Source organism: Myxococcales bacterium, assembly GCA_016699535.1.
Lineage (GTDB): Bacteria > Myxococcota_A > Polyangia > Polyangiales.
Genome location: CP064980.1, coordinates 206968 through 232344, shown reverse-complemented (window position 1 = coordinate 232344; position 25377 = coordinate 206968). Strand labels below are relative to the sequence as shown.

23 protein-coding genes, 1 tRNA gene and 1 pseudogene are annotated in these 25377 nt (G+C 49.8%); 17 read left to right on the top strand and 8 right to left on the bottom strand.

Features of this window, described 5'->3' with window-relative positions; genetic code table 11:
* Positions 1-173: 173 nt before the first annotated feature.
* Complete coding sequence (locus tag IPJ88_01215) at positions 174-1316, top strand: hypothetical protein (GenBank protein QQR90396.1); 1143 nt, start codon at positions 174-176, stop codon at positions 1314-1316.
* 76 nt (positions 1317-1392) lie between these two features.
* Here IPJ88_01215 and trxA read toward each other — a convergent pair.
* A pseudogene (trxA, locus tag IPJ88_01210) lies at positions 1393-1721 on the bottom strand (thioredoxin).
* A gap of 167 nt (positions 1722-1888) precedes the next feature.
* On the opposite strand from trxA, the gene IPJ88_01205 reads away from it, so the two are divergent.
* From IPJ88_01205 to IPJ88_01165, 9 genes are all read left to right on the top strand, one after another.
* The gene (locus IPJ88_01205) at positions 1889-2299 is read left to right on the top strand and encodes a hypothetical protein (GenBank protein QQR90395.1); all 411 of its coding nucleotides are present in this window, start codon (positions 1889-1891) and stop codon (positions 2297-2299) included.
* A gap of 20 nt (positions 2300-2319) precedes the next feature.
* Positions 2320-3129: a cytochrome c biogenesis protein CcsA gene (ccsA, locus tag IPJ88_01200; GenBank protein ID QQR90394.1), complete on the top strand. Its 810-nt coding sequence runs from the start codon at positions 2320-2322 to the stop codon at positions 3127-3129.
* Entirely contained in the window at positions 3126-4400 is a 1275-nt protein-coding gene (locus IPJ88_01195) for a glutamyl-tRNA reductase (protein ID QQR90393.1), read from the top strand. Before ccsA ends, IPJ88_01195 begins: the two co-directional genes overlap by 4 nt.
* Positions 4397-5335, top strand: coding sequence for a hydroxymethylbilane synthase (gene hemC, locus IPJ88_01190; protein ID QQR90392.1), 939 nt, complete (start codon positions 4397-4399; stop codon positions 5333-5335). The genes IPJ88_01195 and hemC overlap by 4 nt, the downstream gene beginning before the upstream one ends.
* On the top strand, positions 5332-6492 hold the full coding sequence (locus IPJ88_01185; GenBank protein ID QQR90391.1) for an ArsA family ATPase: 1161 nt from the start codon (positions 5332-5334) through the stop codon (positions 6490-6492). Before hemC ends, IPJ88_01185 begins: the two co-directional genes overlap by 4 nt.
* A 16-nt stretch (positions 6493-6508) precedes the next feature.
* Positions 6509-7117 (top strand): NTP transferase domain-containing protein, encoded by a 609-nt coding sequence (locus tag IPJ88_01180; protein ID QQR90390.1) that lies wholly within the window; start codon positions 6509-6511, stop codon positions 7115-7117.
* 44 nt (positions 7118-7161) lie between these two features.
* Positions 7162-7356, top strand: a complete 195-nt coding sequence (locus IPJ88_01175; protein ID QQR90389.1) for a hypothetical protein — start codon at positions 7162-7164, stop codon at positions 7354-7356.
* 47 nt (positions 7357-7403) lie between these two features.
* Entirely contained in the window at positions 7404-7919 is a 516-nt protein-coding gene (locus IPJ88_01170) for a hypothetical protein (protein QQR90388.1), read from the top strand.
* A gap of 174 nt (positions 7920-8093) precedes the next feature.
* On the top strand, positions 8094-8618 hold the full coding sequence (locus IPJ88_01165) for a hypothetical protein (GenBank protein QQR90387.1): 525 nt from the start codon (positions 8094-8096) through the stop codon (positions 8616-8618).
* Positions 8619-8910: 292 nt separating this feature from the next.
* On the opposite strand, the gene IPJ88_01160 is transcribed toward IPJ88_01165, so the two are convergent.
* Positions 8911-10563, bottom strand: coding sequence for an NAD+ synthase (locus IPJ88_01160; protein ID QQR90386.1), 1653 nt, complete (start codon positions 10561-10563; stop codon positions 8911-8913).
* A 33-nt stretch (positions 10564-10596) separates the two neighbouring features.
* On the opposite strand from IPJ88_01160, the gene IPJ88_01155 reads away from it, so the two are divergent.
* From IPJ88_01155 to IPJ88_01135, 5 genes are all read left to right on the top strand, one after another.
* On the top strand, positions 10597-11628 hold the full coding sequence (locus tag IPJ88_01155; GenBank protein QQR90385.1) for a site-2 protease family protein: 1032 nt from the start codon (positions 10597-10599) through the stop codon (positions 11626-11628).
* A gap of 26 nt (positions 11629-11654) precedes the next feature.
* On the top strand, positions 11655-12623 hold the full coding sequence (locus tag IPJ88_01150; GenBank protein QQR90384.1) for a peptidyl-prolyl cis-trans isomerase: 969 nt from the start codon (positions 11655-11657) through the stop codon (positions 12621-12623).
* 148 nt (positions 12624-12771) lie between these two features.
* Positions 12772-14226, top strand: coding sequence for a sigma 54-interacting transcriptional regulator (locus tag IPJ88_01145; GenBank protein ID QQR90383.1), 1455 nt, complete (start codon positions 12772-12774; stop codon positions 14224-14226).
* 84 nt (positions 14227-14310) lie between these two features.
* On the top strand, positions 14311-15480 hold the full coding sequence (locus IPJ88_01140) for an acyl-CoA dehydrogenase family protein (protein QQR91933.1): 1170 nt from the start codon (positions 14311-14313) through the stop codon (positions 15478-15480).
* Between the two features lie 39 nt (positions 15481-15519).
* Positions 15520-16755 (top strand): acetyl-CoA C-acetyltransferase, encoded by a 1236-nt coding sequence (locus IPJ88_01135; protein ID QQR90382.1) that lies wholly within the window; start codon positions 15520-15522, stop codon positions 16753-16755.
* Between the two features lie 283 nt (positions 16756-17038).
* Here IPJ88_01135 and IPJ88_01130 read toward each other — a convergent pair whose 3' ends face one another.
* The 3 genes from IPJ88_01130 to IPJ88_01120 form a co-directional block, all read right to left on the bottom strand.
* Positions 17039-17707: an EscR/YscR/HrcR family type III secretion system export apparatus protein gene (locus tag IPJ88_01130; GenBank protein ID QQR90381.1), complete on the bottom strand. Its 669-nt coding sequence runs from the start codon at positions 17705-17707 to the stop codon at positions 17039-17041.
* Positions 17708-18046, bottom strand: a complete 339-nt coding sequence (gene fliO, locus IPJ88_01125; protein ID QQR90380.1) for a flagellar biosynthetic protein FliO — start codon at positions 18044-18046, stop codon at positions 17708-17710.
* Positions 18047-18136: 90 nt separating this feature from the next.
* Positions 18137-20260 (bottom strand): (Fe-S)-binding protein, encoded by a 2124-nt coding sequence (locus IPJ88_01120; protein QQR90379.1) that lies wholly within the window; start codon positions 20258-20260, stop codon positions 18137-18139.
* Between the two features lie 107 nt (positions 20261-20367).
* Here IPJ88_01120 and IPJ88_01115 point away from each other — a divergent pair, with 107 nt between their 5' ends.
* Positions 20368-21954, top strand: coding sequence for a tetratricopeptide repeat protein (locus IPJ88_01115; GenBank protein QQR90378.1), 1587 nt, complete (start codon positions 20368-20370; stop codon positions 21952-21954).
* 1 nt (position 21955) lies between these two features.
* On the opposite strand, the gene IPJ88_01110 is transcribed toward IPJ88_01115, so the two are convergent.
* The 3 genes from IPJ88_01110 to IPJ88_01100 form a co-directional block, all read right to left on the bottom strand.
* Positions 21956-22564 (bottom strand): response regulator, encoded by a 609-nt coding sequence (locus tag IPJ88_01110; GenBank protein QQR90377.1) that lies wholly within the window; start codon positions 22562-22564, stop codon positions 21956-21958.
* 27 nt (positions 22565-22591) lie between these two features.
* Positions 22592-22665: transfer RNA gene (locus tag IPJ88_01105), tRNA-Pro, on the bottom strand.
* Positions 22666-22843: 178 nt separating this feature from the next.
* A complete protein-coding gene (locus IPJ88_01100; GenBank protein QQR90376.1) occupies positions 22844-24181 on the bottom strand; it encodes a methyltransferase domain-containing protein in 1338 nt (445 codons plus the stop codon).
* 245 nt (positions 24182-24426) lie between these two features.
* Here IPJ88_01100 and IPJ88_01095 point away from each other — a divergent pair, with 245 nt between their 5' ends.
* Positions 24427-25317 carry a response regulator gene (locus IPJ88_01095; protein QQR90375.1) on the top strand — a complete coding sequence of 297 codons (891 nt, stop codon included), beginning with the start codon at positions 24427-24429 and terminating at the stop codon, positions 25315-25317.
* Positions 25318-25377: the final 60 nt, after the last annotated feature.

The window sequence follows — 25377 nt, the reverse complement described above, 5'->3', positions numbered from 1 at the left end:
CGAAAAGTGCTATAATAACGACAGTGTAAGAAAATGTAGGACTTCTAGCATGCTTTTTGCTAGCAATGCGCCGTAAAATAAAAACCGAAGGCTTTGGGTAAAGCAGCTTTTTGAGGGAACATATCGTTTGGGCGCCCCGTCGAGCGCGCGCTTGCGCAACGCGAGCACTACTTATGATGAACTACGAACATACGCCAACCAGTCAGGACAATCCTGAGGCAAGCACGATCGAGGAGAGGGAGGAAACGAAAGTTTCAGCAAAACCCTCGGCTTCGACGGAGCAACTTTTAAAAGGGGACCTCTTTGCTTCGCGTTATGAAATTGTAGAGCGTGTTCATGAGGATGCCATCGTTCGAGCTTACAAAGTGACGGACGTTCAACGTGGTGAGATGGCTTTGTTGCATGTCCTCTCAACACGGTTGGTCCCCAATGCGCAAGAACGACAGCATATTGTTGATCGCATCAAAGAGTGCAGTAGTGCTCAAACCACTGCGCCGATTCTCGATGTAGGCATCGAAGGAAGTCGTGTTTATACAGTTGAGCCCTTGCCCAATGGTGTTCCTTTGCGCCGAACGCTTCGGCGCAGGGCATCAAAAGCAAAACGTTACACACGAAAAGAAGTTTTATTGCTTCTGGCGCCAATCGTTGCGTTGTTGCACAAAAAGCAGCACACCGTTCCTCACGGCAATATCCGCGCGGAGAATGTCTGGGTGGATGGGAATCACATTGCATTGTCCGGTTGGTATTTAACGAGTTTTTTACCGGCTGAACGTTTCAAGCGTTTCCTTTCAGAAAACGTGGCATTGCGTCTTGCTTTTGCTCCAGAGATAAGTGAGCAAGGTCAAAGCTACTCCGCTTCAGATTGCTACGGACTTGCAACCGTGGTGTATGAAGCCCTTACAGGTCGTCTTCCGGATCCCGATCTCCAAGTAAAAAACCTTGGTAAAACAGGCGAAGCGTTGAGTCTGTGTTTGAAGCGTGATCCGATAGCGAGACAAAAAGTTGGAAACGGGTTGCTTGATGCGCTTGCCTTTGATGCCGAGTCTCAAGAACAACAACACGTCAAAACTAAAGAAATCGAGGTTGTAAGCTTCAAGCCTTCAAACAACCCTATGATGTACAGTGAAACGCCGACCGTGCAACGGGTAGCCGGGGATAATTTCGATAGCGAAACCAACAATGCTGAAATGCTTATTGCCATAGGCCGTAAAACAAAACCCGCATCGGCTCGCACCTGGACCATTACCCTACTGCTTGCCGGGGGGTTCGCTTTGCTTATCGTTGCCTTAGCGTTTGCGATCGCGTCAAACGTCTAAGGGAGTGCCTGAAAACAACAGCTCCTCGCGTGCCGAATGCTCGGACTAATTGTGCGTGGCAGTCTCTAACCTTTGGCTATAAGGCGCGCTCGATCATAGCGGCGATGGCGGGCTTGGCGGCTGCGCCGACTTGTTGGCCTACAATTCACCACCCTTGAATACATAGAGGGTGGGCACGCCACGGATGCCATAGCGCTGGGCTGTTCCAGGACTCTCATCGATATCAACTTTAGCGAATATGGCTCTGCCCTCGTATTCATCTGAAAGCTGTTCAATGAAAGGGGCAATCACTCGGCAAGGTCCGCACCAGGTCGCCATAAAATCCACAAGAACGGGGACTTCGGATTGGAGAACATCCGTTTCGAAGTTCTGGTCGTTGGTAAGGACGATATTTTTACCTGCCATGGCTGCTCCTTTTTCGGGACTGCATCAATCTGGGTCTCCCGCAGTGTATGAAAGGGCCCAGATTTTCCAGCTATCCCTTTCGAGTATCGGAAACGTAGGTCTGCTTTATCGCCTTGTCAATCCAAATAAGAAGGTCTGCGAGGCATTCTACCCGATAGCGGTGCAACATGGTAGCCTTGTCAGTGATGACGTCGAACCGTGTATTTCTTCCCCAAGACGCCGTAGACAGTTGGCTTTCCGATCGCCGGATTGACATCCAGGGCGAGATCATGACCTTGGCAAAGGGTAAACAGAAATTTGCCATAAAATCTGCCGTTCGTTTTCTGCGTGAACTTAGTGGTCAGCAAGATCAGGCTAACCTTGTGGGAAAGGTCAAGGATATGGAGCAGCTTGCGATGCTAGGCGCGGAGCATTGCGCTGACTCGGTGCTGCTAGGCGATAATGCCTATGAAGTTGTCGAAGGCTTTGTCGGTGAGGCAATTTCAGGCGCAGACAAAAGCTCGATTCCTACGCATAGCAGACCGGATAATTCCGTTCCCGAACTTGATCTGCTTGCGCGTTTTTTCCTGAGCCGATAGTAACAAGCCATACGCTATTTATGGGCATCTATTTTCTATCCATTGTTATTCTCTCGCTTTATTGCGCGATCATGCTTCTTTATTTGGCAGCATTCTTGCGCGGTTTTGAGCCGGCTGCCGCGCACGCGCGAACCCTACTTACAATAACGCTTGCTTTGCACACGGTAGCCTTTTTCCTCGATCTAAAAGATCTCGGTTATATGGCGCTCGATGCTCGCGGTGCGATGATGTTTGGGTCGTGGGTGATTGGCCTGGCCTATCTTGCGGGCACTGCAAAGAAAAAAGACCTGCGAGGACTAGGGTTGATTGTCACACCGCTTGTGTTGACCCTCTTTGTTGTAGCGCAACTGGTGCGCACAGAAGGATCGCGACACGTTGCATTGAGCGCAGCACTACGAACCTTCCATGTCGCGATTAGTGTTATTGGTGTAGCGGCATTTGTTCTGGCATTCAGCGTTTCGGTGGCCTATTTGATTCAAGAGTATTTGCTGCGCACCAAACGTTTAGGCGTGATGTTCAAGTGGCTTCCAGATCTGCAAGTCCTTGAAAGCTTGGATTCATGGCTGGTGACCTTAGGCTTTCCTTTGCTTACCTTGGGTATTTTCACGGGCGCACTCTGGAATTACCGCATCAATCACGTGTTGTTCGATTTCGGAAAAGGTCAGGTGTTCGCCATTCTGGCTTGGTTCGTTTTTTTTGGGATGCTCCTGCTTCGTGGTCTTGCAGGCTGGCGTGGACGACGCACCGCTTGGGGAACCATCGTAGGCTTTGTTTTTTCGATGATCGCTCTTGCGAGCTACACCATCCAAGCCCCGGGACTGCTTCAATGATGGAGATTTTTGTTGTGGGCTTATCCCACCACAGTGCGCCACTTCGCGTTCGCGAAAAACTCAGCCGCGGGATGAGTAATGAACAAGAAGTGCTTGGTGAGCTTCTGCGTATTCCTGGTATGAGCGAGGCAACGCTGATTTCCACGTGTAACCGAGTGGAAATCTATGGGGCATCCGAGCAAAGCGAGCAGGTTGTAGCGAGCGTTCAGCAACTTCTAAGCGATCGAAGCGATGAGCCCTTGGAGCCTTACCTTTACAAACATCTGGGTCGGCAAGGGGTTCGCCATGTGTTTCGTGTCACAGCCAGCTTGGATTCGATGGTTGTGGGAGAGCCTCAGATATTGGGCCAGGTCAAGCAGGCTATGTTGCAGGGCCAGCAGCACGGAGCTCTAAGCACGGTCTTGGGTCGATGTTTTGAGACGGCACTATCAGTGGCAAAAAAGGTGCGTGCGGATACTCAAATAGCAAGCGGAGCCGTAAGCGTAAGTTCCGTTGCTTGTGATTTAGCCGCAAAGATTTTTGGAGATCTAGCGGCAAGACGTGTGCTTTTGCTTGGCGCAGGAAAAATGAGTGAGCAGGCAGCCAAGAAACTCATGGCTGAGGGAGCCGACCTTTGGGTCATGAACCGAAGCCCCGAACGCGGTCAGAATCTAGCGAAAGCCATTGGTGGCCATTTTGTTTCCTTTGATCAGATGACAGAGCAGTTGAGTGAAGCTGACGTTGTAATTACTTCGACGGCAGCTCAACAAGCCATTGTGACAGTGGATCAGATGAAGCCAGTTCAAAAAGCGAGAAAGCATCGGCCGCTTTTCTTTATTGACATTGCTGTCCCGAGAAACGTTGAGACCGAGGTAGGGCGCCTTGATGGTATTTATGTCTATGATTTAGACGATCTCAAGCAGGTCTCCGAGGACAACCTTAAAAGCAGACGAAAGGAAGCACACGCTGCAGAGGCCATGCTTGATGAATATGTCGAAGGTTTTGAGCAATGGCGAAACTCTCTTGAACTTACGCCCACTATTGTTGCCTTGCGCGAGCAAACACAACAGACCATTGAAAAAGAATTGATGCGCTTTGTCCAAAGCTTAGACTTGGTTGTAAAGCCTGATGAAAAAGATATCCATCGTTTCGCTGAAAGCATGGTAAACAAGGTATTGCACCAACCTCTTACCGGTTTAAAAGAAGCCACAAAACAAAGTGGTTCACAACAAATATTAGCTTTAGTAAGACGTCTGTTTGCATTGGATAGAACTGAAAAGGAAAGCAAATGAAACTCCGGGTGGCAACACGCACCAGTAAGCTTGCACTTGCCCAGACGCGATGGGTTATCAAACAACTGCAACTCCACCATGCTGGGCTTGAGGTTGAAGAATTTCCCATCGTAACACGAGGCGATAAAGAACAAGATAAGCCTCTGTGGCAAATTGGCGGCAAAGCTTTGTTTGTCAGTGAACTTGAGCAAGCGGTGCTGCGAGGGGAAGCAGATTTTGCAGTACATTCAATGAAAGACTTGCCCGCCGAGATTGCCGACGGTCTTGATATCGTGTGCATTCCGCCTCGTGAGGATCCCTCCGATGCGATTGTAAGTTTTGAAGGCGAAGAGTTTGATGCGCTTACGGCAGGCAGCAGCATTGGCACGAGCTCTCCACGTCGCACGGTTCAACTTCGAGCTAAGCGGCCGGATCTTGCTTTTGTTCCTTTGCGCGGCAATATCGACACGCGCATTCGTAAGCTTGATAGCGGGGAAGTGAGCGCGATAGTACTTGCCTTAGCAGGCCTGCGCCGGCTTGGTATTCAAGACAAACGCATTCGTGTTTTGCCTTTTGATTTATCCTTACCAGCCATAGGGCAGGGAGCGCTTGCCTTGCAAGGCCGCACAGATGACACGGGAACGACTGAAATACTTTCATGCTTGGAGAATTCAACAGCACGGCTTGAAATCGAAGCAGAGCGAGCTTTGGCCAAGGGGCTTGGTGTTGACTGTCATGTCCCGGTCGCGGGTTTAGCGCGATCGATGTCAAACGGGCAGCAGCTCAAAATCGAAGCCATGGTTGCCTCTTCGGACGGAGATCGCACTCTTTCTTCCTTTACCCAAGAAGACATCCTTGTCGCCACCCAAGAGCAGCGCTACAACGAAGCGCGACGCATGGGCACTGAGCTTGCGGAGCGCTTGCTCGAGCAGGGTGCCAAAGACTTAATTACTTGATAGCTTGGTATGGCGTGCCGCTGACTGTAGAAGACCTCATTCATTCAAAAAAAACCATCATCGTGCTTGGCGCGGGTGGTGTTGGAAAGACTTCCACTTCTGCGGCGCTTGCGGTGATTTCAGCCATGAGTGGGAAGAAAGTGCTCTGTCTTACAATCGATCCTGCCAAGCGCTTGGCAAACAGTCTGGGTCTTGATGCCCTCCCAAACGAAGGCCAATTAATTTCATCGCAATTTTTTCAAGAGCAGGGGCTGGAATGTTCTGGCCAGCTCTATGCTTTGGTCCTTGATAAGAAAAAAACGTTTGATGACCTTCTCAAACGGCACACCAAAGATCCAAAGAATCTTGATCGCATTTTAAACAATCGCCTCTATCGCTACATCTCGACCTCGCTTGCTGGCACACATGAATACATGGCCATGGAAAAGCTTCATGCCGTGCTTGAAGAGGAAGACTATGACTTAGTCATTGTTGATACGCCTCCGGCATCTGACGTGTTTGGTTTCTTTGATGCGCCGGATAGGGTTGTCGAAGCCATTGACTCGCAAGCTACGCGCTGGATGGTGCAAGCGCTTAGCACCAGTGGTCGTCTATCTCTCGGTTTGCTTAGTAAAGGAGCGGCGGTGCTCCTAGCGGCCCTGTCTAAAATTACAGGAGCGAAATTCATGCAGGAGATTGGCGAGTTTTTGCTCGACTTTAATTCTCTTTTTGGAGGATTTCGTCATCGAGCGATGATGGTCAAGGGCATGCTACAACGTTCTGATTTTGGATATCTAACAGTAACAAGCACAAGCCCACCGGCTCTCTTTGAGCTAAGAGAAGTGCAGCGAAGGCTTACCGAGCGAGGGCTGCATCCTGAAGCCACTGTATTTAACCGCGTGCAACTTCCACCGGCGCCCTATGATAGCGATGAGCTCCAGTCTGCGTATCGAGAATTGGAAAAGAATCACGCGGGTATCAATGTGCTGCAGGGAAAACTACAAGAAGCCTACGATGACGAAGTGCATCGCGCACAAATCGACGAAGCTTTATTGAGCTCGGAAAAAAAACATGCCATGCCTAAAGGAACTCTGCTGGTGCGTGTTCCATTAATGGAGGAGGACGTGCATGATTTAGCCGGTTTGGCTAAATTAGGCGAAGCGTTGCTGAAAGTTTGAGAATTAAGGGAAAGGTATGAACCATCAATTTTGGGGAATCGTGTTGGCAGCAGGCAAAGGCACGCGCATGAAAAGCGATTTGCCTAAAGTGTTGCATCAAATTGCAGGCAAACCGATCCTCTACTATCCCATCAAAGCCTTGCTCGATAACGGGGCGCAAGGTGTCGTTGTCGTAGTGGGTCATGGCGCCGAGGACGTTGTTCGTTTTCTCAACGACGCTTTCCCAGGTCGCATTGAGATTGCCATTCAGAAAGAGCAAAAAGGCACAGGCCATGCGGTGCAGTGTGGTCTTGGTGCGATCACCGACAAAAACAGCTCTGTTGTCGTGCTCTACGGTGACATGCCTCTCGTTGAGCCCGGAGCAGTTGCTGCGCTGCTTGAAGATGAAAGCAGTAAGTTCTCTCTTAGTTTGTTAAGCACCCTTAGCACCGAGCCCTTTGGTTATGGACGCATGATACGCTCCAAAGCAGGATCGATTGTTGAGGTTCGCGAAGAGCGTGATTGCAATCCAGAAGAAGCGACCATCAATGAGATTAACCCTGAATTTATTTTGCGTCTGCTTCGTTTTTTAGCGGTGCACTTGCAAACATTAAAAGCAACAATGCTCAAGGTGAGTTACTGTTAACCGATATCGTAAAGCTGGCGGCTCAAGATAAAGGCGTGCGCGATGTGATGTGGCCGATCGCAGATCTTCATGGGGTCAACACCCGTTGGGATCTTGCTCAGTGTGAGCAGGAAAAACGTAAACGCATCAATATGGCCCATGCACTAAATGGGGTAAGCTTTATCGATCCAGAGAATTGTTACATTGAAAACGATGTGCAATTGCAGAAGACGTTACGCTTGGTCCTGGCGTTGTCTTAAAGGGCAAAACAAAAATTGGGCAGGGTAGTGTTATTGATGCCGGTTGTGTGCTTGAAGATGTAAGCATTGCACAAGGGGTGCATCTCAAACCGTATACGGTAGCTTCCGCCAGCGTGCTTATGCAAAACGCCCAAGCCGGACCTTTTTCTCATCTTCGTCCACAGAGCGAGCTTGGCCCAGAAGCGCGTATTGGCAATTTTGTAGAGATGAAGAAGAGCATTCTCGGTCGTGCATCCAAAGCCAATCATCTAAGCTACATCGGTGACTGCACAGTAGGCGAAGGCGTCAATATCGGGGCTGGCACTATTTGCTGCAACTACGATGGCTTCTCGAAACATCAAACCATTATAGAAGATGGTGCGTTCATCGGCAGTGATTCACAACTCATAGCGCCCATCACGATTGGTAAAGACGCATATGTTGGCACAGGTACCACGGTAACCATGGATGTGCCGCAAGACGCGCTTGCCATCGGCCGCGCCAAACAGCAAAACAAAGAAGGCTACGCCAAACGCTTGCGTGCTCATCTGCGAGCCCATAAAGCCACAACTGGCAAAAAGTAACTGTTTCTTCCAAAACCCGACGTGTTATTGATGTTTTTTGCGGTGGTACTGTGGAAATATCGACTGATGATGCGTTGCGAAAACTGCAAAGACGCATCCAGGCGGCCCCGGTGGTTGCGGTTTAGCTGTATGATCGGTAGTTTCTCATTTTACAAACCAAATTTTGGAGGAAGCATGTTTAACTATTGGGGATTGGCCCTATCCTTAATCGCTTTGCTTGGCTGCAGCAGCGATAGTTCTTCGGCAGCAAATATCAGCGAATACTGCAACTCGATTTGCTCAAAACGGAGCGAATGCGATTTGCTTTTCGGTACCACCAAAAGTGATTGCGTGGACGAGTGCATAAGCAACTCTGACAGCGATAACGGAGGAGATTCAAGCTGCAACCCAAGTCAGAGCCAAGTTGATTCTTGCATGAGTGCGATCAGTGCTGCCGATTGCGATACCGTTTTCACGGCTCCGCCTGCTGAGTGCGAGAACCTTTGCCCTGATGATAACAACACTGACGCTGGTACTCCTGCAGTTGATAGTGGTGGAACAACGATTTCTACCACCGGCGACTGCTCTGCCCCAGAGACCTGTTGTCAAAGCATCACCAACCCCGATATCAGGCCAGGCTGCGACGAATCGGTGGCCGACGGCAATGATGAACTCTGCGCAATTGCGCTTAACGGCTTCTACTCATTTTATTGCAACTAGTGTTCGTTTGAGGAAGTCCTGAGTTATTCGGCTTGTTCTTTGCGCTGCTATTTGCGTTGCCATTCCTTGAATTATCAAGGGATAGTCCTGCGTCATGGCGCCTTGGCATTAGAGCAAAGCCCGGCGCCTCAGTGGCTCAGGACTTTCTTTAAGCTAACACTAATACAAAAGTGAAACGGCGCGACCTTCTCGACGTGAAGTCCTTGCGTCGTTTCCATTGAACTGGCTATAGCTCAGCAAAGGGATTGATTGCAGTAGCACTCAAGAAGCTTTGGCTTTGAGTTAGCTTTGCTTAAGCATCGTAACCCTGTGCGATAGGGTAGCGACGACCGGGTCCGAAGGCTTTTGTGGTGACGATGAGCCCTGGGGGCATTTGCCTGCGCTTGTACTCGTTGAGCCTTACCATGGACACAATACGTTTTACGGTGACGGCATCGAAACCCTTGGCAACGATTTCATCCGCAGAGAGTCCATTCTCGACAAACATCTCTAAAATAGGATCGAGTACTTCGTAGGGTGGCAGTGAATCACTGTCTTTCTGATCCGGCCGCAGTTCAGCTGAAGGTTCTTTGAGCAACACGCGTTCCGGAATGACATCTCGACCTTCGCGTTCGTTGAGTTTTCGACAAATGCGGTAGACCATGGCTTTCGGTAAATCACTGATGACTGCCAGCCCACCCGCCATATCGCCGTACAGCGTGCAGTATCCGACAGCGAGTTCGCTTTTGTTTCCTGTGCTGAGCAACAAGTGCCCATAGCGGTTTGAGATGGCCATGAGCGATGCGCCGCGAATGCGCGACTGCAGATTCTCAAAAGTTGTATCACCGGTCGCCTGAGAATCTTCTTCAAGGACGGGCTTTAACATCCCGCGATAGCATTCAAAGACAGGATCAATATTGAGGTGCTTCCATTCGATGCCAAGATTGCTTGCAAGCGCCATGGCATCTTCAACGCTTTGCTTCGATGTAAAGCGTGTTGACATGCCAACGCCGAGTACGTTTTTAGGACCAAGTGCCTTTGCGGCCAAAGCTGCACAAAGAGCGCTATCAACGCCTCCTGATAGGCCAAGCACTGCTTGTTTGAATCCACATTTGCGTGCGTAATCGGTGATGCCAAGAATAAGCGCATCAAGCACCATTCCGTCTTCGCTGCAATCGGGCTTGGTCACCTCACTTAGTTGATCCAAGTCCCCAACGAGTAGCTCTTCTTTGAACCCAGTAGCGGTCAGGCAAAGTTCTCCTCGCGGCCCGTACAGTGCGGAGTGCCCATCAAATATAAGGTCATCGTTGCCGCCCACTTGATTGACCATCACCAAGGGCAAGGCATATTTTTTCGCAATCGTCGAAAACATCGCGCCGCGTTCTTGAGGCTTTTTAAGTGTGAAAGGCGAAGCCGATAGATTGATCAACACATCAGGTTTTTGTTCCACCAAAGTGGCTAGCGGATTGCTTGAATAATGCCCAGAACTCTCCGAGCGAACGTCGTTCCATGCATCTTCACATAGCGTGATCGCAAAACGTTTTCCTAAAATGCTAATGCACGATTGCTCCGAGGCTGCTTCAAAGTAGCGATGCTCATCAAACACGTCGTAGGTTGGTAGAAGTTGTTTGTGCACTAAGTTTTCGATAACACCAGCGTGAAGAACCGCCGCGCTGTTGTAGGGGCGCCGGGAAGCCGACTGCTCCGGCAAGATGAAGCAGCCAAGGATGACATAGAGGTCTTTTGGCAGCTCGGCCGCTAACTTTTCGAGCTGAGCTTGATGCTCTCTAAGAAATGCAGCCCTTTCGAGAAGATCCCGCGGCGGGTAGCCGCTGAGGGCAAGTTCGGGAAAAAACACCACAACAGCGCCCTTTTTTTGTGCTTGTAGGGAGAAATCGAGAATACGTTTTCGATTCTCTTGGAGCTTGCCAATCGTGGGATTAAACTGACACAGTGCGATGCGCATGATTTTTTAGTGAAAATGGGGTAAGAATTCAGAATGAATCCAGGGCTCATTCTTCTGGCGATTGCTGGAATTTCGGTATTGGTAATTGTCCATGAAGGCGGTCATTATCTAGTGGCTAGGGCCTGCGGTATGCGGGTCATTCGCTTTAGCATAGGGATTGGCCCCACGGTATTCAGGTACCAGCCCAAAGACAGTCCAACGGTGTTTCAACTCTGCGCTATTCCATTTTTGGCCTATGTGCAAATTGCCGGAATGAATCCTCACGAAGAAGTGGATTCCGACGATCCAGGTCTTTTTCCTAATCAGGGGCTTTTTGCGAGAATTGCTACGATTTTTGCCGGACCTTTTGCCAACTATCTGCTCGCGGCTGCTCTTACCTTCACGCTTGCGCTCGTGGGCTGGCCCGAGCATTTGACTCGACCGGTGGTCAAACCTGTCGATCACACCACCCCGGCTGCTATCGCAGGCGTGCACAGAGGAGACGTCATCGTCGAAGCCAATGGCGAGGTTGTGCACAATTTTGGGGATTTGATTCGCATCACTTCCGTGCGTGCTGGCAAAGCGACGTCTTATGTCGTGGAGCGTGATGGCAAGCGCATGCCGCCGATGATGATTACTCCACGCCTTGAAGAAGAACGTGGGGTGATAGGGGTGACATTTACCAAGCACTATCGAGCTTATGGCTGGGATAAAGCCGCCACGATGGCCTTGGCCTTCCCTTATGAAGTAACGGTACTAAATGCCCTCGGCTTGGCCGAGCTGTTTAAGAAAAAGACACTGGAAGGCCTGGCTGGTCCAGTGCGTATGGGAAAAATGGTTGCCGAATCGGCAAAACGTGGCCCCATCGAATATGCTTGGATGCTCATCGTGCTTTCTGTCGCCTTGGGCATGTTCAACCTATTGCCCTTGCCAGCGCTTGACGGTGGACGGTTGAGCTTTTTGATGTATGAAATGATTGCCAAACGTAGACCTGATGCTCGCATCGAAGCTGTGGTACACACGGTGGGCTTGCTTTTTCTGCTTGGGCTTTTGGTCCTCGTGACCTTTCGTGATGTCATGAGCTAAGAGCGTAGCTATTTGGAGTACGAACCATGCTAAGCCGTCTTTTTGTCATCACCACTTTTCTTTGTTGTAGCCTGGTATTTCTCAGTGTCTTTGCGCAGCTTGCGCATAGTCAACAAGCTGATACAGCTGAGCTCACGCGACGCGCTGAACTCCTATTCCATATTGAGGGTGGACAATCGCTTAGCGTGGGCGAGCTTGAAGACTTCATTAATAGCCAATCGCCTGCCTTGCGTGACTATTATAGCGCGCCAGAGCATCGTAAAGAGCTTTTCGACGAGCGCTTGCGTTTGGCCCTTATGGAGAAATACGCCACATCAAAAAAATACTCGACTCATGAAGAAGTCATTCAAAAAGAAAAAGAATTTTTAGTGCGGGAGCTGCTCCTCGATAAAATAGATAAACCCTTGCGGGCATCTGCTTTTCCTGAAGCTGAACTCAAGTCCTTTTATACAAGCCACATCGCCGATTTTTCAAAAGCAGAGTACCGCCGCGCGAGTCATATGTTGGTCGCCGACAAAACGAAGGCCTTGGCTCTTTTAAGGGAGGCCCAAAAAGGAGACGTCCGGGCTTTCCGAGAACTGGCGCAACAGCACAGCATCGATATGCAAACGCGTATGCGTGGTGGAGACTTGCTTTATTTTCCCAAAGACGAAGACAAAAGTTCACAGAATCCACAAGTCGATCCCGCCTTACGAAAAGCTGCCTTTGCCGTTGCGGAACTCGGCGAGCTTTACGCTAAGCCGGTGCAGGTGGGTGAAGACTGGAGCATCGTCAAGCTGACTGGTTTGCGCCCCGCTGAAAAGCAAAGCTTTGCTCAGGCCAAAGCCAAGATTCAAGGACTAATGTTTAGCCAAAAACGACAGCAAGCGATTGAGTCCTTGCTTGCTCGTTTGAGGAAGAGCAGCACTGTCCAGGTTAATGAAAAGCTACTCAAGGCCATCGATTTACGTGATGCCGAGATCAAGCCTGGCCAAAGTGATAAGCATCATCACTGACCGACTATTTTCGTTATAATTTTAGTCGGTTTTTTAAAATTTCTGTTGAAATTCAACAGAGAATTTATGTAGTAATTTCGTGAAATTACACCTTTTGTGGTGATGACATTTGACCCCACCCGGGCAAGCAGATACCATTAACGTTGCCATGAGTACATCGCTACCGGATACCAGTGCGGAGAATTTTTCACCCACTAAAATTACCTACGTTGGTGGCAGGCCCACAACCATCACACTTCGTCGTTGTAAGCTTGTTGTCGTTCAAGATGGAGAAGCAAAACAGCACGTCTTTGATCGCGACGTGATTAATGTTGGGGCCATGGATGACAACGACGTTGTGGTCGATGATGAGACCGTCAGCCGTAATCACTGCAAGATTTTCCGCGAAGGCAATCATTACATTTTGCAGGATCTTAACTCCACGAACGGCACCTTTATTAATCGTGTGCGTATTCGCGAAGCTTTTCTAAGGCCCAATTGCACGATCCGTGTGGGGAAAACCGATGTGCACTTTGCGCCGGTTGATGAACAAGTTGAAATCGTGCCATCGGATAAAGACCGGTTTGGCGACATGATTGGTAAAAACGCAAAACTGCGTGAAATCTACGCCATCTTAGAGAAAATCGCCCCGACCGATGCAACCGTTGTAATCGAAGGTGAGACCGGTACCGGTAAAGAAGTCGTGGCACGCACCGTGCATCAACAATCGCCTCGCCGAGAAGGGCCTTTCATTGTTTTTGACTGTGGCGCTGTGCCAGAAAACTTGATTGAAAGTGAGCTCTTTGGTCATGAAAAAGGCTCATTCACTGGAGCTGTCTCGACGCGTCAAGGCGTGTTTGAACTCGCGAATGGCGGCACCGTCTTTTTGGATGAGTTGGGTGAGCTTGCTAGTGATTTGCAGCCGAAGCTTTTGCGTGTGCTTGAGCAGCGCGAAGTAAAGCGTGTTGGTGGTTCTCGTCCCATCAAAGTTGACGTGCGTGTGGTAGCTGCCACCAACCGAGACCTGGAAGAAGAAGTTCGTGCGGGTCGCTTTCGGGAAGACTTGTTCTATCGCCTGAGTGTAGTGCGTATTTCGCTTCCGCCTTTGCGGGATCGTCTCGAAGATATCGAGGCCTTGGTGCATCACTTCCTTGATACCTGTCATTTCAATCGCAATGCAGACGGTACACACAAGGTAACTGCTTTTTCCCCGGAGACCTTGGAGTGTTTGCATGGCTATGCCTGGCCTGGCAACATTCGCGAGTTACTCAATATCGTAGAGCGTGCCGTAAGTTTTTCAGAGAGCGATTCTCTGGAAGTTCAAGACCTTCCAGATCACGTTGCAAAGCCCGAACGCCGAATCAAGAGTCAAATTCGGTCAACAACTGCCGGAAGCGACGACGACGATCAGCAGCTTATCGACAGCGCGGATTTGGCTGCGCTGAGCGGTAATTTTAAAGAAGCCAAAGAGCAATGGGTCTCTGCTTTTGAAAAAGACTTTATTGCGCAGCTTCTTAAACAAAACGATAACAATATCTCTCATGCTGCGCGCGAAGCTGGTATCGATCGTAAATATTTCCGCAAACTCATGAAGAAATATGAGATTACGGTCGACGACGCGTAGCCGTGACCTCTTCGCATCTGTCTTAAATAAAGCTACGCTTCCAATGAATACTTTTCGAGATTGGCGGTGTGAGCATTGACCGAAATACTTAGCCCATTCACTGACGAGCATCAGCTTTTTCGAAAGCAAATAAAGCAGTTCATGGAAAATGAACTCGCACCTGCCTCCTCCGAATGGGAGAAGGCTGGCATTTTTCCACGGTGGGTATTTAAAAAAGCCGCCGAGCTTGGCGTTTTCGCCGCACATTACCCGGAGGATGTTGGAGGCGGTGGAGGCGATTATTGGTTTAGCGTAGCCAAAGCCGAAGAGTTGCATCGCTGTGAGTCCGGTGGCGTGGTGATGGCGTTACTGGTGCAAGGCGACATGACCACACCATGCATTCAAGATTTGGGTAGCAAAGAGCAAAAAGAAGAGTTTCTCAAACCTGCATTGCAGGGCGAAAAAATTGCTGCGCTTGCAGTAAGTGAGCCTAACGCAGGATCGGACGTTGCGGCCATCACAACGACTGCCCGCCGCGTGGGTGATGAGTATGTGATCAATGGCTCGAAGACTTACATCACCAATGGTAGTCGTGCTGATTTTGTGACGCTGCTTGTTAAAACAGATCCAGAGGCTGGATATGGGGGCATTTCAATTGTGTTGCTCCCCACCGACGTCAAAGGTTATGGCGTCTCGAAAATGCTAAAAAAGATCGGCAACTGTTCCAGTGACACGGCCGAACTTTTTTTCGATGGATGTCGAGTGCCTGCTCGCTATCTTCTGGGTGAAGAAGGCCAGGGCTTCTACTACCTCATGCAAAACTTTCAGACCGAACGTTTGATAGCGTCAATAAGCGCGGTGGCTGGAGCCTATACCGCGCTTGAGCGTACTGTTGAGTGGGGTGGACAACGATCAGCTTTTGGAAAACCTTTGATTAAACGAGAAGTGTGGCAGCATCGTTTTGTCGATTTGTACACCAAGCTTGAAGCGGCTAGAGCGCTCAGCTACCAAGCCGTTCGTTCTTACAACCAAGAAAAATACATCGACCAAAGTGAGGTTTCTCTTGAGACCACAAAATTTATTTCGATGAGTAAAGTTTTTGTTGGGGATGTTACTTCGGAGATCATCGACACCTGCCTTCAGTTTCATGGAGGCATGGGCTACTTGGATGAGCTTTGGGTCTCCCGTATGTGGCGTGATCAGCGTTTATTGCGCATTGCTGGCGGAAGCACCGAGGTCATGAAGTACGCTCTTTCTAAAATCATGGGTTTTTGACGATTTGAGATACACTCGAGATAACAGAAGGAAGGTGGCGTGATGGAAGCTTGGATTATTGATGCAGTACGGACGCCGCGCGGCAAGGGAAAAGCCGAAACCGGAGCTTTATCGAGCGTCCATCCTCAGGAGCTCGTCGCACAAAGTTTGCAGCAGATTGCAAAACGAAATTCGTTTAATCTCGATGATGTTGATGATGTGGTGATGGGCTGTGTCTCCCAAGTGAACGAACAGGGAGCGTGTTTGGCTCGTCATGCGCTTTTAAGTGCAGGCTGGCCCGAGAGTATTTCAGGAGTCACGGTAAACCGTTTTTGTGGCTCAGGAGCTCAGGCAGTTAATTTTGCTGCGTTGGGAATCATGTCCGCTCAACAAGACGTGGTGGTTGCAGGCGGTGTCGAGAGCATGTCACGGGTGCCTATCGGAGCAGACGGAGGCAGTGTCGATGGCAACAATCCTGTGCTTCGTCAGAAGATTGTTCAGGTGCCGCAAGGTATCAGTGCGGATCTGATTGCAACACGCGAAGGGTTTTCTCGGCATGATTTAGATAGTTTTGCGGTTGAATCGCAGAGCAAAGCTGCTCGGGCGATGGAAGCTGGTCATTTCGAAAAGAGCCTTTTCCCAGTCACTGACCCAAGTTCAGGCCAGGTGTTATTGGCGCAAGATGAATATCCGCGCCCTGGCACCGATCTTCAAGCCTTGGGAAAACTCAAGCCTGCTTTTGAAAAACTAGGTGCCATGCAAGTAGGCCCTCAAGGAGAGACGATCGATGACTTTGCGCTACGGGTCTACCCGGATACAAAAGGCATCAACCACGTTCACACCGCTGGCAATTCAAGTGGCATTGTTGATGGAGTGGCTGCGTTGCTCCTTGCATCCAAAGACTATGCACAAAAAACGGGTCTTAAAGCACGAGCGCGAATCGTCATGACTGCTACTTTAGGCAATGAGCCGGTCATCATGCTTACGGCACCTGCACCCACTTGCCAAAAATTATTAAAGAAAGCGGGTATGCAAGTCAGTGATGTAGACTTATGGGAGATCAACGAAGCTTTTGCGGTGGTACCCATGCAAACCATACGTACCCTTGGACTCGATCCTGAGAAGGTCAATGTCAACGGAGGAGCCATTGCACTTGGACATCCCCTCGGCGCGACGGGTGCCATCCTAATTGGTACCGTCCTTGATGAACTTGAACGGCGTGACCTCAATGTCGGCATGGTGACGCTCTGTATCGGCGGCGGTATGGGCATCGCCACTCTTATCGAACGGATATAGTGCGCTCAAAACCTGATCAACGACGCCAAGGCGCTCGAAGGCAATAGATCCGCGTGCGCTCAATCTATTGCCTTCGACGCTTAAATAATCTGAATTCGCATTGGATCTCCAGACTAACTTCATGACATGAGCAATACGAAGAAGCTTTGTCCTCGATTAGATGTCCCGGAAGAAGTGATGTAATCGTAGATCCAATACGATAGCAGGGAATTTAAGCGTCTGAGCAGGTGGGTCTGTTTCAACAGACCCACCTGCTCAGAGCGCCAATTCGTATTTAACTAATTTATAGATAGCCTGAGACCAGGGCTTCAGAGACGAGGTACCAGCCGTCGACGGCTACAAAGAGTAGAAGCTTAAAGGGCAGCGAAATGGTGGTTGGAGAGAGCATGTGCATGCCTAAAGACAGCACAATATTGGCAACAACAAGATCGATGATCAAAAAGGGGATAAAAAGAAGAAAGCCAATTAGAAAAGCTTCAGCAAGTTCGGTGATGAGAAAAGCCGGAAAAACCACCGCGAGGTCTTTTTCGGAGCTAGCGATGGGTGGTCCGTTTTGAGCTGATTTTTTTGCAAGATCAAAAAAGAGTTTCTTTTCTCGCTTTCCGGAGTGTTTTTCAAGGAAACGGTTTAGCGGAAGCAACGCTGTCATGGCTGCTTCCAAAAAGCGCTTCCCGTTTTGACCGGCCAAGGGGGCTTCCCAACTTACGGCTGAAAGTTTTGGTTCAGCGCTTTGCATCATTTGCATTCCGACAGGGGCCATCACGTAGAGGGTGAGGATTGACGCTAAGGCGGTGACAACCGCGCCTGACGGGACCTGATTGGTACCGATCGCATTTCTGAGAATAGAGAGCACTACGGATATTTTTACAAAGCTTGTTGCTGCCATAAACAGCAGGGGCAGCAGCGAGAGCAGCAATAATGTGAGTACTGTGGCAAGGGTGATGTTGGACATCTAACTTTGGCCGTCTTTCTTGGGCGAGAGCTTGGCTTTCGCCTGTATAAGCGCATGAGCAAAGTGACTTGAAGGAGCCTGCTCCTGTTGGGGGATGTCTGCTGGATCGAGTTCGCAGAGCATTTGCACCTGGCCTTCTACGCCGCTTCCCATCAGCCAGGCACGTTGAGCTGACTGGACGATATAGATTCGGCTGCGCGGGCCTAGAGCGATGCTATCAATAACACGGAGGTGTTTTGCCCCAGAGCTGCGTTGCTGAAAGCTTGAGGAGATCCAACGCAGCACAAGCCAGGCCAAAAGACAAATCGCAGCGAGCGCAAGTAGGCTTTGCAAAAGCATAAGGCCATAACTTGTTTGTATAGTCTTGTCCGCCTGCTGGTCTGTAGCGAGTCTTGTCAAAAGGAGCAGAAGCACCCCCTAGGACTACCTCTATAAGACCGAACGTTCAAGAACTTCCGCGATATCGAGGCTCTGAATCTGCTCTTCCTTTTCGTGTGCTTTAAGACCATCTGAAACCATCGTCATGCAAAACGGACAAGCGCTGGCGATGGTATCGGCTTGGGTTTGCAGCAATTGCAGGGTTCGTTTGTTATTTACGCGATTATCATTTTGCTCTTCCATGAACATTTGACCGCCGCCGGCACCACAGCAAAGACCCTTGGATCGATTCCAATGCTCTACTTCCACAAGCTCGATCCCAGGAATGGCTTCCAGGATCGCACGGGGCGATTCATAGATATCGTTGTAGCGCCCAAGATAACAACTGTCATGGTAAGTCATTCGTGCATTGACGGTCTTTTCAGGTACCAAGCGTTTGCTCGCAAGTAAATCAGCTAAATAATCACTGTGGTGCACAACTTTAAAGTGACCATCAAACTGAGGGTATTCATTGAGCAGTGTATTGAAACAATGTGGGCAGGTGGTAAGCACGGTTTTTTTATCGACTCCATGTTTCTTTAGGATCGATACGTTCTGTTCGGCAATCACTTGAAATAGGTACTCATTGCCTGCGCGTCGTGCTGGATCACCCGTGCATTTTTCGAGCTTGCCAAGAATGGCAAAATCAACATGCGCTTTGTTCAAAAGTCTTACAGTTGCTCTTGCGATTTTTTTTGCGCGGTCATCGTAGCTCGCAGCACAACCCACCCAGTAAAGCACACTGGCATTTGGGTTTTGCTCAATCAGAGGCACATCGAGGCCTTCCGCCCAGGCGGGGCGGTCCATGGCAGAGAGGTTCCAAGGGTTGCCGTTGCTTTCGATGCCGTTAAAAGGTTTTTGTAGTTCCGTGGGAAACTCGGCGTCGATCATGACTTTTTCTCGCCTCAGTTTTACGATTTTATCGACGTAAGAAATGTTTACAGGGCACTGCTCTTCGCAAGCACGGCATGTGGTGCAGGCCCAAATCACTTCAGGCGCTAAAATTCCCGGCACGAGGCCAAGCGGTGTGGCCGAACGAAAGTAGGCATCTTTCGGTGGATCCCCGTGAATCGTTTTATCGTTTGCCGTCTCAGCTCTCGCGCTCACCATGCTGCTAAGCTTGGCGATAGGGTTCTCACCCAACAATGCTTGTTCGCTATCATAAAGATGATCTCGAAGCGCCACCGTTAGATGTTTCGGTGAAAGCTTTTTATCGGTTGTATAAGCGGGACAGTTATCGCTGCAGCGGCCGCATTCGGTGCAGGTGTACAAATCAAGCACATCTTTCCAACTGAGATTACTGATTTCACGAAACCCTAGAGCTTCCTCTCGTTCCACCTTACCTTCAAGGTCTTCGACTTTAGGCAAAGCTCCTTTGGCCAGATTGCTTTCCGAAAAGACATTGGGAATTGCTGTGATGATGTGAAAATGTTTTGAATAAGGCAAAAGGTTTAGGAAGATAAGTACAAAGGCTGAATGCCACCAAAATCCGAGTTCCATCAGGAAATGGAGTTGGGGGGTTGAGAGCTGTGCCGATACAAGAGCAATAGCAGTAAGAGATCCGGCTGGCTCAATTAGATTTAACATTGGCAAACTTGCTTCGGCGGAGTCGCTCAGTGCGATACGCGCTCCGTCGTATAGGATGTCCGCAAGCATCATGGTGATGATGATAAAAAGAATAAATAAGCCTTCAAGGCTTAGGGTCATGCGCTTTTGCGGTGAGAGCACTCGGTAGTAGACAAAAACCGATGCACCCAACACGACCAAGACTGCAAATAGATCTTTAATGAAGCTGTAGGCGATGCCCAATGGATGTTCATGTGAAAGCAGACCCCAAAAATCGAAACCGGGATCAAAGCCTCGCCCCCAAAGCATAAGACTGCGAAGAAGCAACACCATGAAGCCTGAAAAAATCAGAATATGCGCGATACCAGCCCAACGGTAGTTGGGCATTTTCTTTTGCCCAAAGGCATAGATCATCGTCTTGGTCGCACGTTCCAAGAGTTCATCCAATGACGCAACAGAAAACCGAGGCTCTGGCTGCGCTCGTTGCAAAAGAGAGAAGCGTCTTGCTGCCGAATAGGCAAACAACCCAAGAGATAAGACAAGAAGCAAGGTCATGGCTGCTGGATTCATCTGCCCACCGTCCTTTGTGTGGTATCATACTTGTTTTTGAACAAAATGCGTATAATCTGGACCCATTGTTTATCATCTCGCTATTTTTAAATCACAGCACTAGGTCAATGCTTTTTAAATTGGCCCTGTGTACGATTTTTGTTATCTCGTGTGCCAAGCCACAGCAAAGTTCAATCTATCGACACGTAGGCGGAGAACGTCGAGCCGGGCCACTTGTTAGCGAGACGGCATATGCTGCCTATTTGCAGGGAGAAATTTTCTTCTCCAAAGGATACTACGAGCGCTCCATCGAATCGTTCCGGAAATGCTTACGCGAAGGAGCACGCGACCCCTACGTTTTGTCTCGTCTCGCCGAGGTCTTGTATGAAAATAAAGAACAGGATGAGGCTGAGGATCTCGTCGAAGACAGTTTAGAAGATTTTCCAAACTCCGAAGCTCTTTGGATTGTAAGTGCACGTTTTTCGGAAAAAAAAGGAGAGTTTTATCGCGCGGTTGCTTCCTACATTCAGGCGCAGCGTTCAGCGCAAGGTGATTCTGCGGTCGCGCTAGCGCTTTCCAGAACGCTTCGAGACCATGGCTTGCGGCAGCGGGCCGATGCCGTTTTAGAGGAGCATGTGAGGTCCGAGACTACAGTGAATTTGGGGGAACTTCGCTTATTGCTGGAAGGCGCTGTTGAGCTTGGCGATGTTCAGGAGGCCTCTGCTGCGTCGGAGCGTATGCTTGATGTTGCACCTGCGCGCGCTGACGAAGTTCGTGAGGTCGCCCATCAAGCTTTTGAAAAAAAACATTTCGCCATCGCCGTTGCGCTTCTAGAACAAGTTAGTCGTGACGCTGCAGACGAAGTGCTTCGAATTGAGGCCTTAATAGGCGCAGGCAATATGAAACGTGCACTTGCAATCCTAAGCACCTCATCGCCTGACCGAATGGGCGGAGAGATTCCGATGGCACGACTATTCCTCGAGCTTGAAAAGCCTGCGCGTTGCATTGAACTAGCAGATGTGGCCGTGGCTTCGGAGAAGAACGTAAGCGAGGCCCATTGGCTTAAAGGACGCTGTCTTATAATGCTTGGTCAAGAAGGACAAAGTGCTTTTCAGTTTGCACAAGTTGCGCCAGGTTCGACTTCGTTTGCCTCAGCGCGGATTGAGCTAGCAACAATCTTGGAGCGCAAAGGCATGAAAGAACAGGCTCTATTGCTTCTCTTTGAGGCCATCGAGCAAAATCCAGAAAAAGCCTTCGACCTTCGTGTCTTGCTCGCTTCCATGTACGCCGAGGATTCACGTTTTCAAGAGGCGCTGGCATTGTTCGAGCAGCCTCCCGATCTGTTGCATCGCATACATCGTGCATTTTTGTTGGAATACGCTGGAGCATTTGATGACGCTTTGCAGATTTTTCTCTCGGCGACGGAAGCTCAACTAAAGGAGTTGCCTCCTCGTTACAGCTATCGAAGCCGTGCCGAGCAGCTTTGGAACCGCGAGCTTCAGGCCCAGGCGATTGCTTTGTTGAGTGTTCGCTTAGAGCAGGCACCGGAAGATTACGCAGTGCGTTTACGTCTTTTGGAATTCCTGCAGATGGCTGAGCAGCAGCAAGCCTTCTTCAAACTGTACGAGCAGAGCAAAACGATGGACTTCCCTCATGCGCTGTCCAAACGCTTTACGCGTTTATTGCCTGAAGAAACACCTTCGCTTGATGAATGATTTAAAAATCACCAAATAAGTCTTGCACGCGTGCATCAAGTGCAGCTGAGATCTTGTAGAGCGAACCGATGGAAGCGCTTGATTCAGCACGCTCGATTTGAGAAAGCAGCGATACAGAAAGGCCTGTGCGCCTAGCAAGCTGTTTGAGCGTAAGATCACGGTCTTTACGCAGCTTTCGAATCGTCTCGCCAATCACACGGTGCAGGCTCTCTTCGGGGCTCCGTGTTAAACCCTTTTTCCGCATGATGCGATCAAGCACTTCACGGAAGGTTTCCGGTTTGAAAGGTTTTTCAAGATAATCCACCGCATCGAGCTTCATGGATTCGACGGCTGTCTCGAGGGAAGGGTAGCCCGTAAAAATAATGACAGCGACGTCACTATCGTTTTTTCGAATCTGACGCAGGACCTCAACGCCATCCATGCCAGGCATCATTAAATCCAATACGACCAAATGATAACCACCCTCCCGAACTTCTTCTGGGGCTTTGGTCGGATTCGACATGGTTTTCACATCGTAGCCATCTTGAGCAAGGAAAGTTTCCATGTACTCGCAGATAGCTTTGTCGTCATCGACAACAAGGATTCGAACTGGTGAAGCTGGTTTTGACATGTGATTTTCCTTTTTTGTAACGCTCGGTCGGGGCGAGAGGATTTGAACCTCCGACTTCACGATCCCGAACCGTGCGCGCTACCAGGCTGCGCTACGCCCCGTGTGACCTATCAAATTGTAGTATTATGTTTAGCCTGGCTGGAAAGTATCAGTAACAAAGGCTTTTTTCAACCACCACGAATTCCAGCCAGAATGCCCATAACATTGCGTTGACATTGCTACCGCTTGGGCGTCCATCCATCTTGATGGCTCCCTGTGGCGTAGTAAATAACCCTGTTTTTATGGAGTGCTTTTTACTTTCCAGCGAACGGCCTGATAGAGATCGGGGCCATCGTAGTCGGGGCTAAGCCAAGGCCCAATCCGGAACAGACCATCGTCGTCGGCCCTCAGCTTCACTTCATCAGGGCTTGTGAGCTCCCGTTCTAGGCCAGGAAAGTGCTTTTCGATGGCTGCGACGACTTGGGCACCCTCCTCGTAACTCGGTGAGCAGGTTCCAAACACAATCGTTGCACCCAGCTTAGCCAATGGAATCAGCTGAATACTAATAGCTAGCTGCAGCTCGGCAAGTCGCGTCGCATCGTTTTGATTGCAGCGGCGTAATAGTTCGGGTCTGCGGTGGATGGTACCGAGCGCGGTGCAGGGTGCGTCGATCAAAATACGATCAAAACCCGTCTCAAGTTTGCCTTTGCCCCGACTCAAATCGATCGCTTTAGTCTCAACCCATTCAAGCTGCAGCTTTTGCAAATACGACTTTGCCTCCATTAGTTTTTTGGGATGCTTATCGACAGCAGTCACTTTTCCGCTGCGGCCTACCTGCTTAGCGAGGATAGCTGTTTTTCCTCCGTGACCAGCACAGGCATCAAGAACGCACTCGCCTTGTTTTGCGCCAAGCAAGAGCGCCAGAGCCTGGGCTCCTTCTTCTTGGACGACAAACGCAGCTTGATCAAAGCCTGGCAAGTTACGTGGATCACCGGCTCGACGAAGCAAAATCGCTTGAGGACAGACAGCTCCAGCCTTAACTTCTGCTTTTGGTTGAGCTTCTTGTATGGCCTGAATCCACTTCGTTTGCGCGTCTGATTCGAGGATACGGAGGCACAATGCCGGCGGCAAAGGGCGTTCATTTAGAAAAATAGCGCTTCGCGTCTTGCCCAATGCTTTTGTCATGGAGCGATCGAACCAATCGGGTACAACGAAATTTTTGTGCTCTGTGGGGTGCGCTTCGTGTTCTTTACCGATTTTGCGCAGCACCGCGTTCACGAGGCCCGCAAGGCCTTTTCCACGCTTGCGCGTGACCAGCGCGACCGTTTCATTAACCACAGCGTGCAAAGGTACACGATCAAGATAGTAGATTTGAAAAATCGCTATTTGAAGCGCAGCCTTGGTAAAGCTGTCCAGTGAATCAAGATTCTTAACATGCTTTTTGATTGCAGTATCAAGAATAGGCAAGACGCGTAAGCTGCCGTAACAAAGTTCAGTGCAAAAGGCCGCATCGGCTTTGGATAACGCATTGCGCCTAAGTTCAGCATTGAGCAAAGGCGCGACGTAGGCACCTTTGGCCGTACGATCGAGGATATGGGTTGCGATGCTTCGAGAACTGTGAAGAGCCTTCTGTGTCATAAAGAAAGCTCATACTGCAGTGTCATGTACGGAAAATTTGCCATGGCTTTTGATTTTTGCACCTAACCGGGAAAAATTACCACGTTCGAGGCGCTCCCTCAGTGGCAATCTTTCCGGGCTACGCGAGAAAGAAGAAGGGGCGGACAGTCTTGAGCGTACGTGCTTGTGCGTCAAAAGCATACAGATCGCAACGCCTTTGATCTCTTAAAAGCGACAATAAGCCATGGTTATGATAGCCTTTTTGAGTGCGTTCTACCGTTCTTGTCGCTGAGGGAGACCCCTTCGATTTACGCGTTTTACAGGAGGCCTGCGAAGGTCTTGGACAAGAAGTGCTGAGTGCCATGCGAGCTGAGCAAGTGCTCGACATGTTAGCCAGGCAACAACCTGATCTGCTGATGCTTGATGTTGGTGTGCCTATTCGTGGACTTGATGTACTGCGTGTGCTGCGTGAAGATCACAGGCTGGAGCAATTTCCGGTAATTCTTGTAACGAGCGCTGAAAGCGCGGCCCTCTGCGAAGAGGGAATGAAGCTTGGCGCAGTCGATTACATTATTAAACCGTACCGTGTATTTGAGATTCAGCAGCGTGTTCAAAATGTGCTGCGACGGCACCGCACAGGCAACGCGATCTTTCCTCCAGCAGTCCACACGACCATAGCAGATGAGCTCACGAAGACCGGTACGATACAGCAACTCCGTATTAGCGTGAACTACGAGTACACGCGAGCCATGCGTTATGGTCACCCATTGACCTGCATGGTGGTTGGTCTTAGCAATTTAGCGCAAATTGTCGAGAAAAATGGCGTGCAAGCAGCCGATGAAGCGATGGTAGCGGTTGCCGAAGCATTGCGTGGTGCGATTCGTGATGTGGATCAATTGTATCGCTCGGACATCGATGAGTTTACCGTTCTGCTCCCCGAAACAGATCGCCGTGGGGCTGCTATCGTTCGAGACCGCCTCGAATCGTTGGTAGCTGGCGACGGGTTTTGCAAGAGTGCGCTCAATCCGGTCCCTGACCTAAAGATCGGCGTGGCATCCCATCCAAACGCTCGCACAAAACGACCCTCCTTGTTGCTCATGGCAGCTTCGGAAGATGCCTACGGCAAAGCGCGCTCAAGCATTGTTCCCACTCAATAAGAAAGCTTGTTGTGAGCGCTGCTGTCGCCGCATGACTGCTCAAACATTCAGAACGCAGTG

Bases quoted from the DNA above. Each gene is read 5' to 3' on its own strand.
- IPJ88_01215 (QQR90396.1), top strand. From the start codon at position 174: ATGATGAACTACGAACATACGCCAACCAGTCAGGACAATCCTGAGGCA.
- IPJ88_01205 (QQR90395.1), top strand. From the start codon at position 1,889: ATGGTAGCCTTGTCAGTGATGACGTCGAACCGTGTATTTCTTCCCCAA.
- ccsA (QQR90394.1), top strand. From the start codon at position 2,320: ATGGGCATCTATTTTCTATCCATTGTTATTCTCTCGCTTTATTGCGCG.
- IPJ88_01195 (QQR90393.1), top strand. From the start codon at position 3,126: ATGATGGAGATTTTTGTTGTGGGCTTATCCCACCACAGTGCGCCACTT.
- hemC (QQR90392.1), top strand. From the start codon at position 4,397: ATGAAACTCCGGGTGGCAACACGCACCAGTAAGCTTGCACTTGCCCAG.
- IPJ88_01180 (QQR90390.1), top strand. From the start codon at position 6,509: ATGAACCATCAATTTTGGGGAATCGTGTTGGCAGCAGGCAAAGGCACG.
- IPJ88_01165 (QQR90387.1), top strand. From the start codon at position 8,094: ATGTTTAACTATTGGGGATTGGCCCTATCCTTAATCGCTTTGCTTGGC.
- IPJ88_01160 (QQR90386.1), bottom strand. From the start codon at position 10,563: ATGCGCATCGCACTGTGTCAGTTTAATCCCACGATTGGCAAGCTCCAA.
- IPJ88_01155 (QQR90385.1), top strand. From the start codon at position 10,597: ATGAATCCAGGGCTCATTCTTCTGGCGATTGCTGGAATTTCGGTATTG.
- IPJ88_01150 (QQR90384.1), top strand. From the start codon at position 11,655: ATGCTAAGCCGTCTTTTTGTCATCACCACTTTTCTTTGTTGTAGCCTG.
- IPJ88_01145 (QQR90383.1), top strand. From the start codon at position 12,772: ATGAGTACATCGCTACCGGATACCAGTGCGGAGAATTTTTCACCCACT.
- IPJ88_01130 (QQR90381.1), bottom strand. From the start codon at position 17,707: ATGTCCAACATCACCCTTGCCACAGTACTCACATTATTGCTGCTCTCG.
- fliO (QQR90380.1), bottom strand. From the start codon at position 18,046: ATGCTTTTGCAAAGCCTACTTGCGCTCGCTGCGATTTGTCTTTTGGCC.
- IPJ88_01120 (QQR90379.1), bottom strand. From the start codon at position 20,260: ATGAATCCAGCAGCCATGACCTTGCTTCTTGTCTTATCTCTTGGGTTG.
- IPJ88_01115 (QQR90378.1), top strand. From the start codon at position 20,368: ATGCTTTTTAAATTGGCCCTGTGTACGATTTTTGTTATCTCGTGTGCC.
- IPJ88_01110 (QQR90377.1), bottom strand. From the start codon at position 22,564: ATGTCAAAACCAGCTTCACCAGTTCGAATCCTTGTTGTCGATGACGAC.
- IPJ88_01100 (QQR90376.1), bottom strand. From the start codon at position 24,181: ATGACACAGAAGGCTCTTCACAGTTCTCGAAGCATCGCAACCCATATC.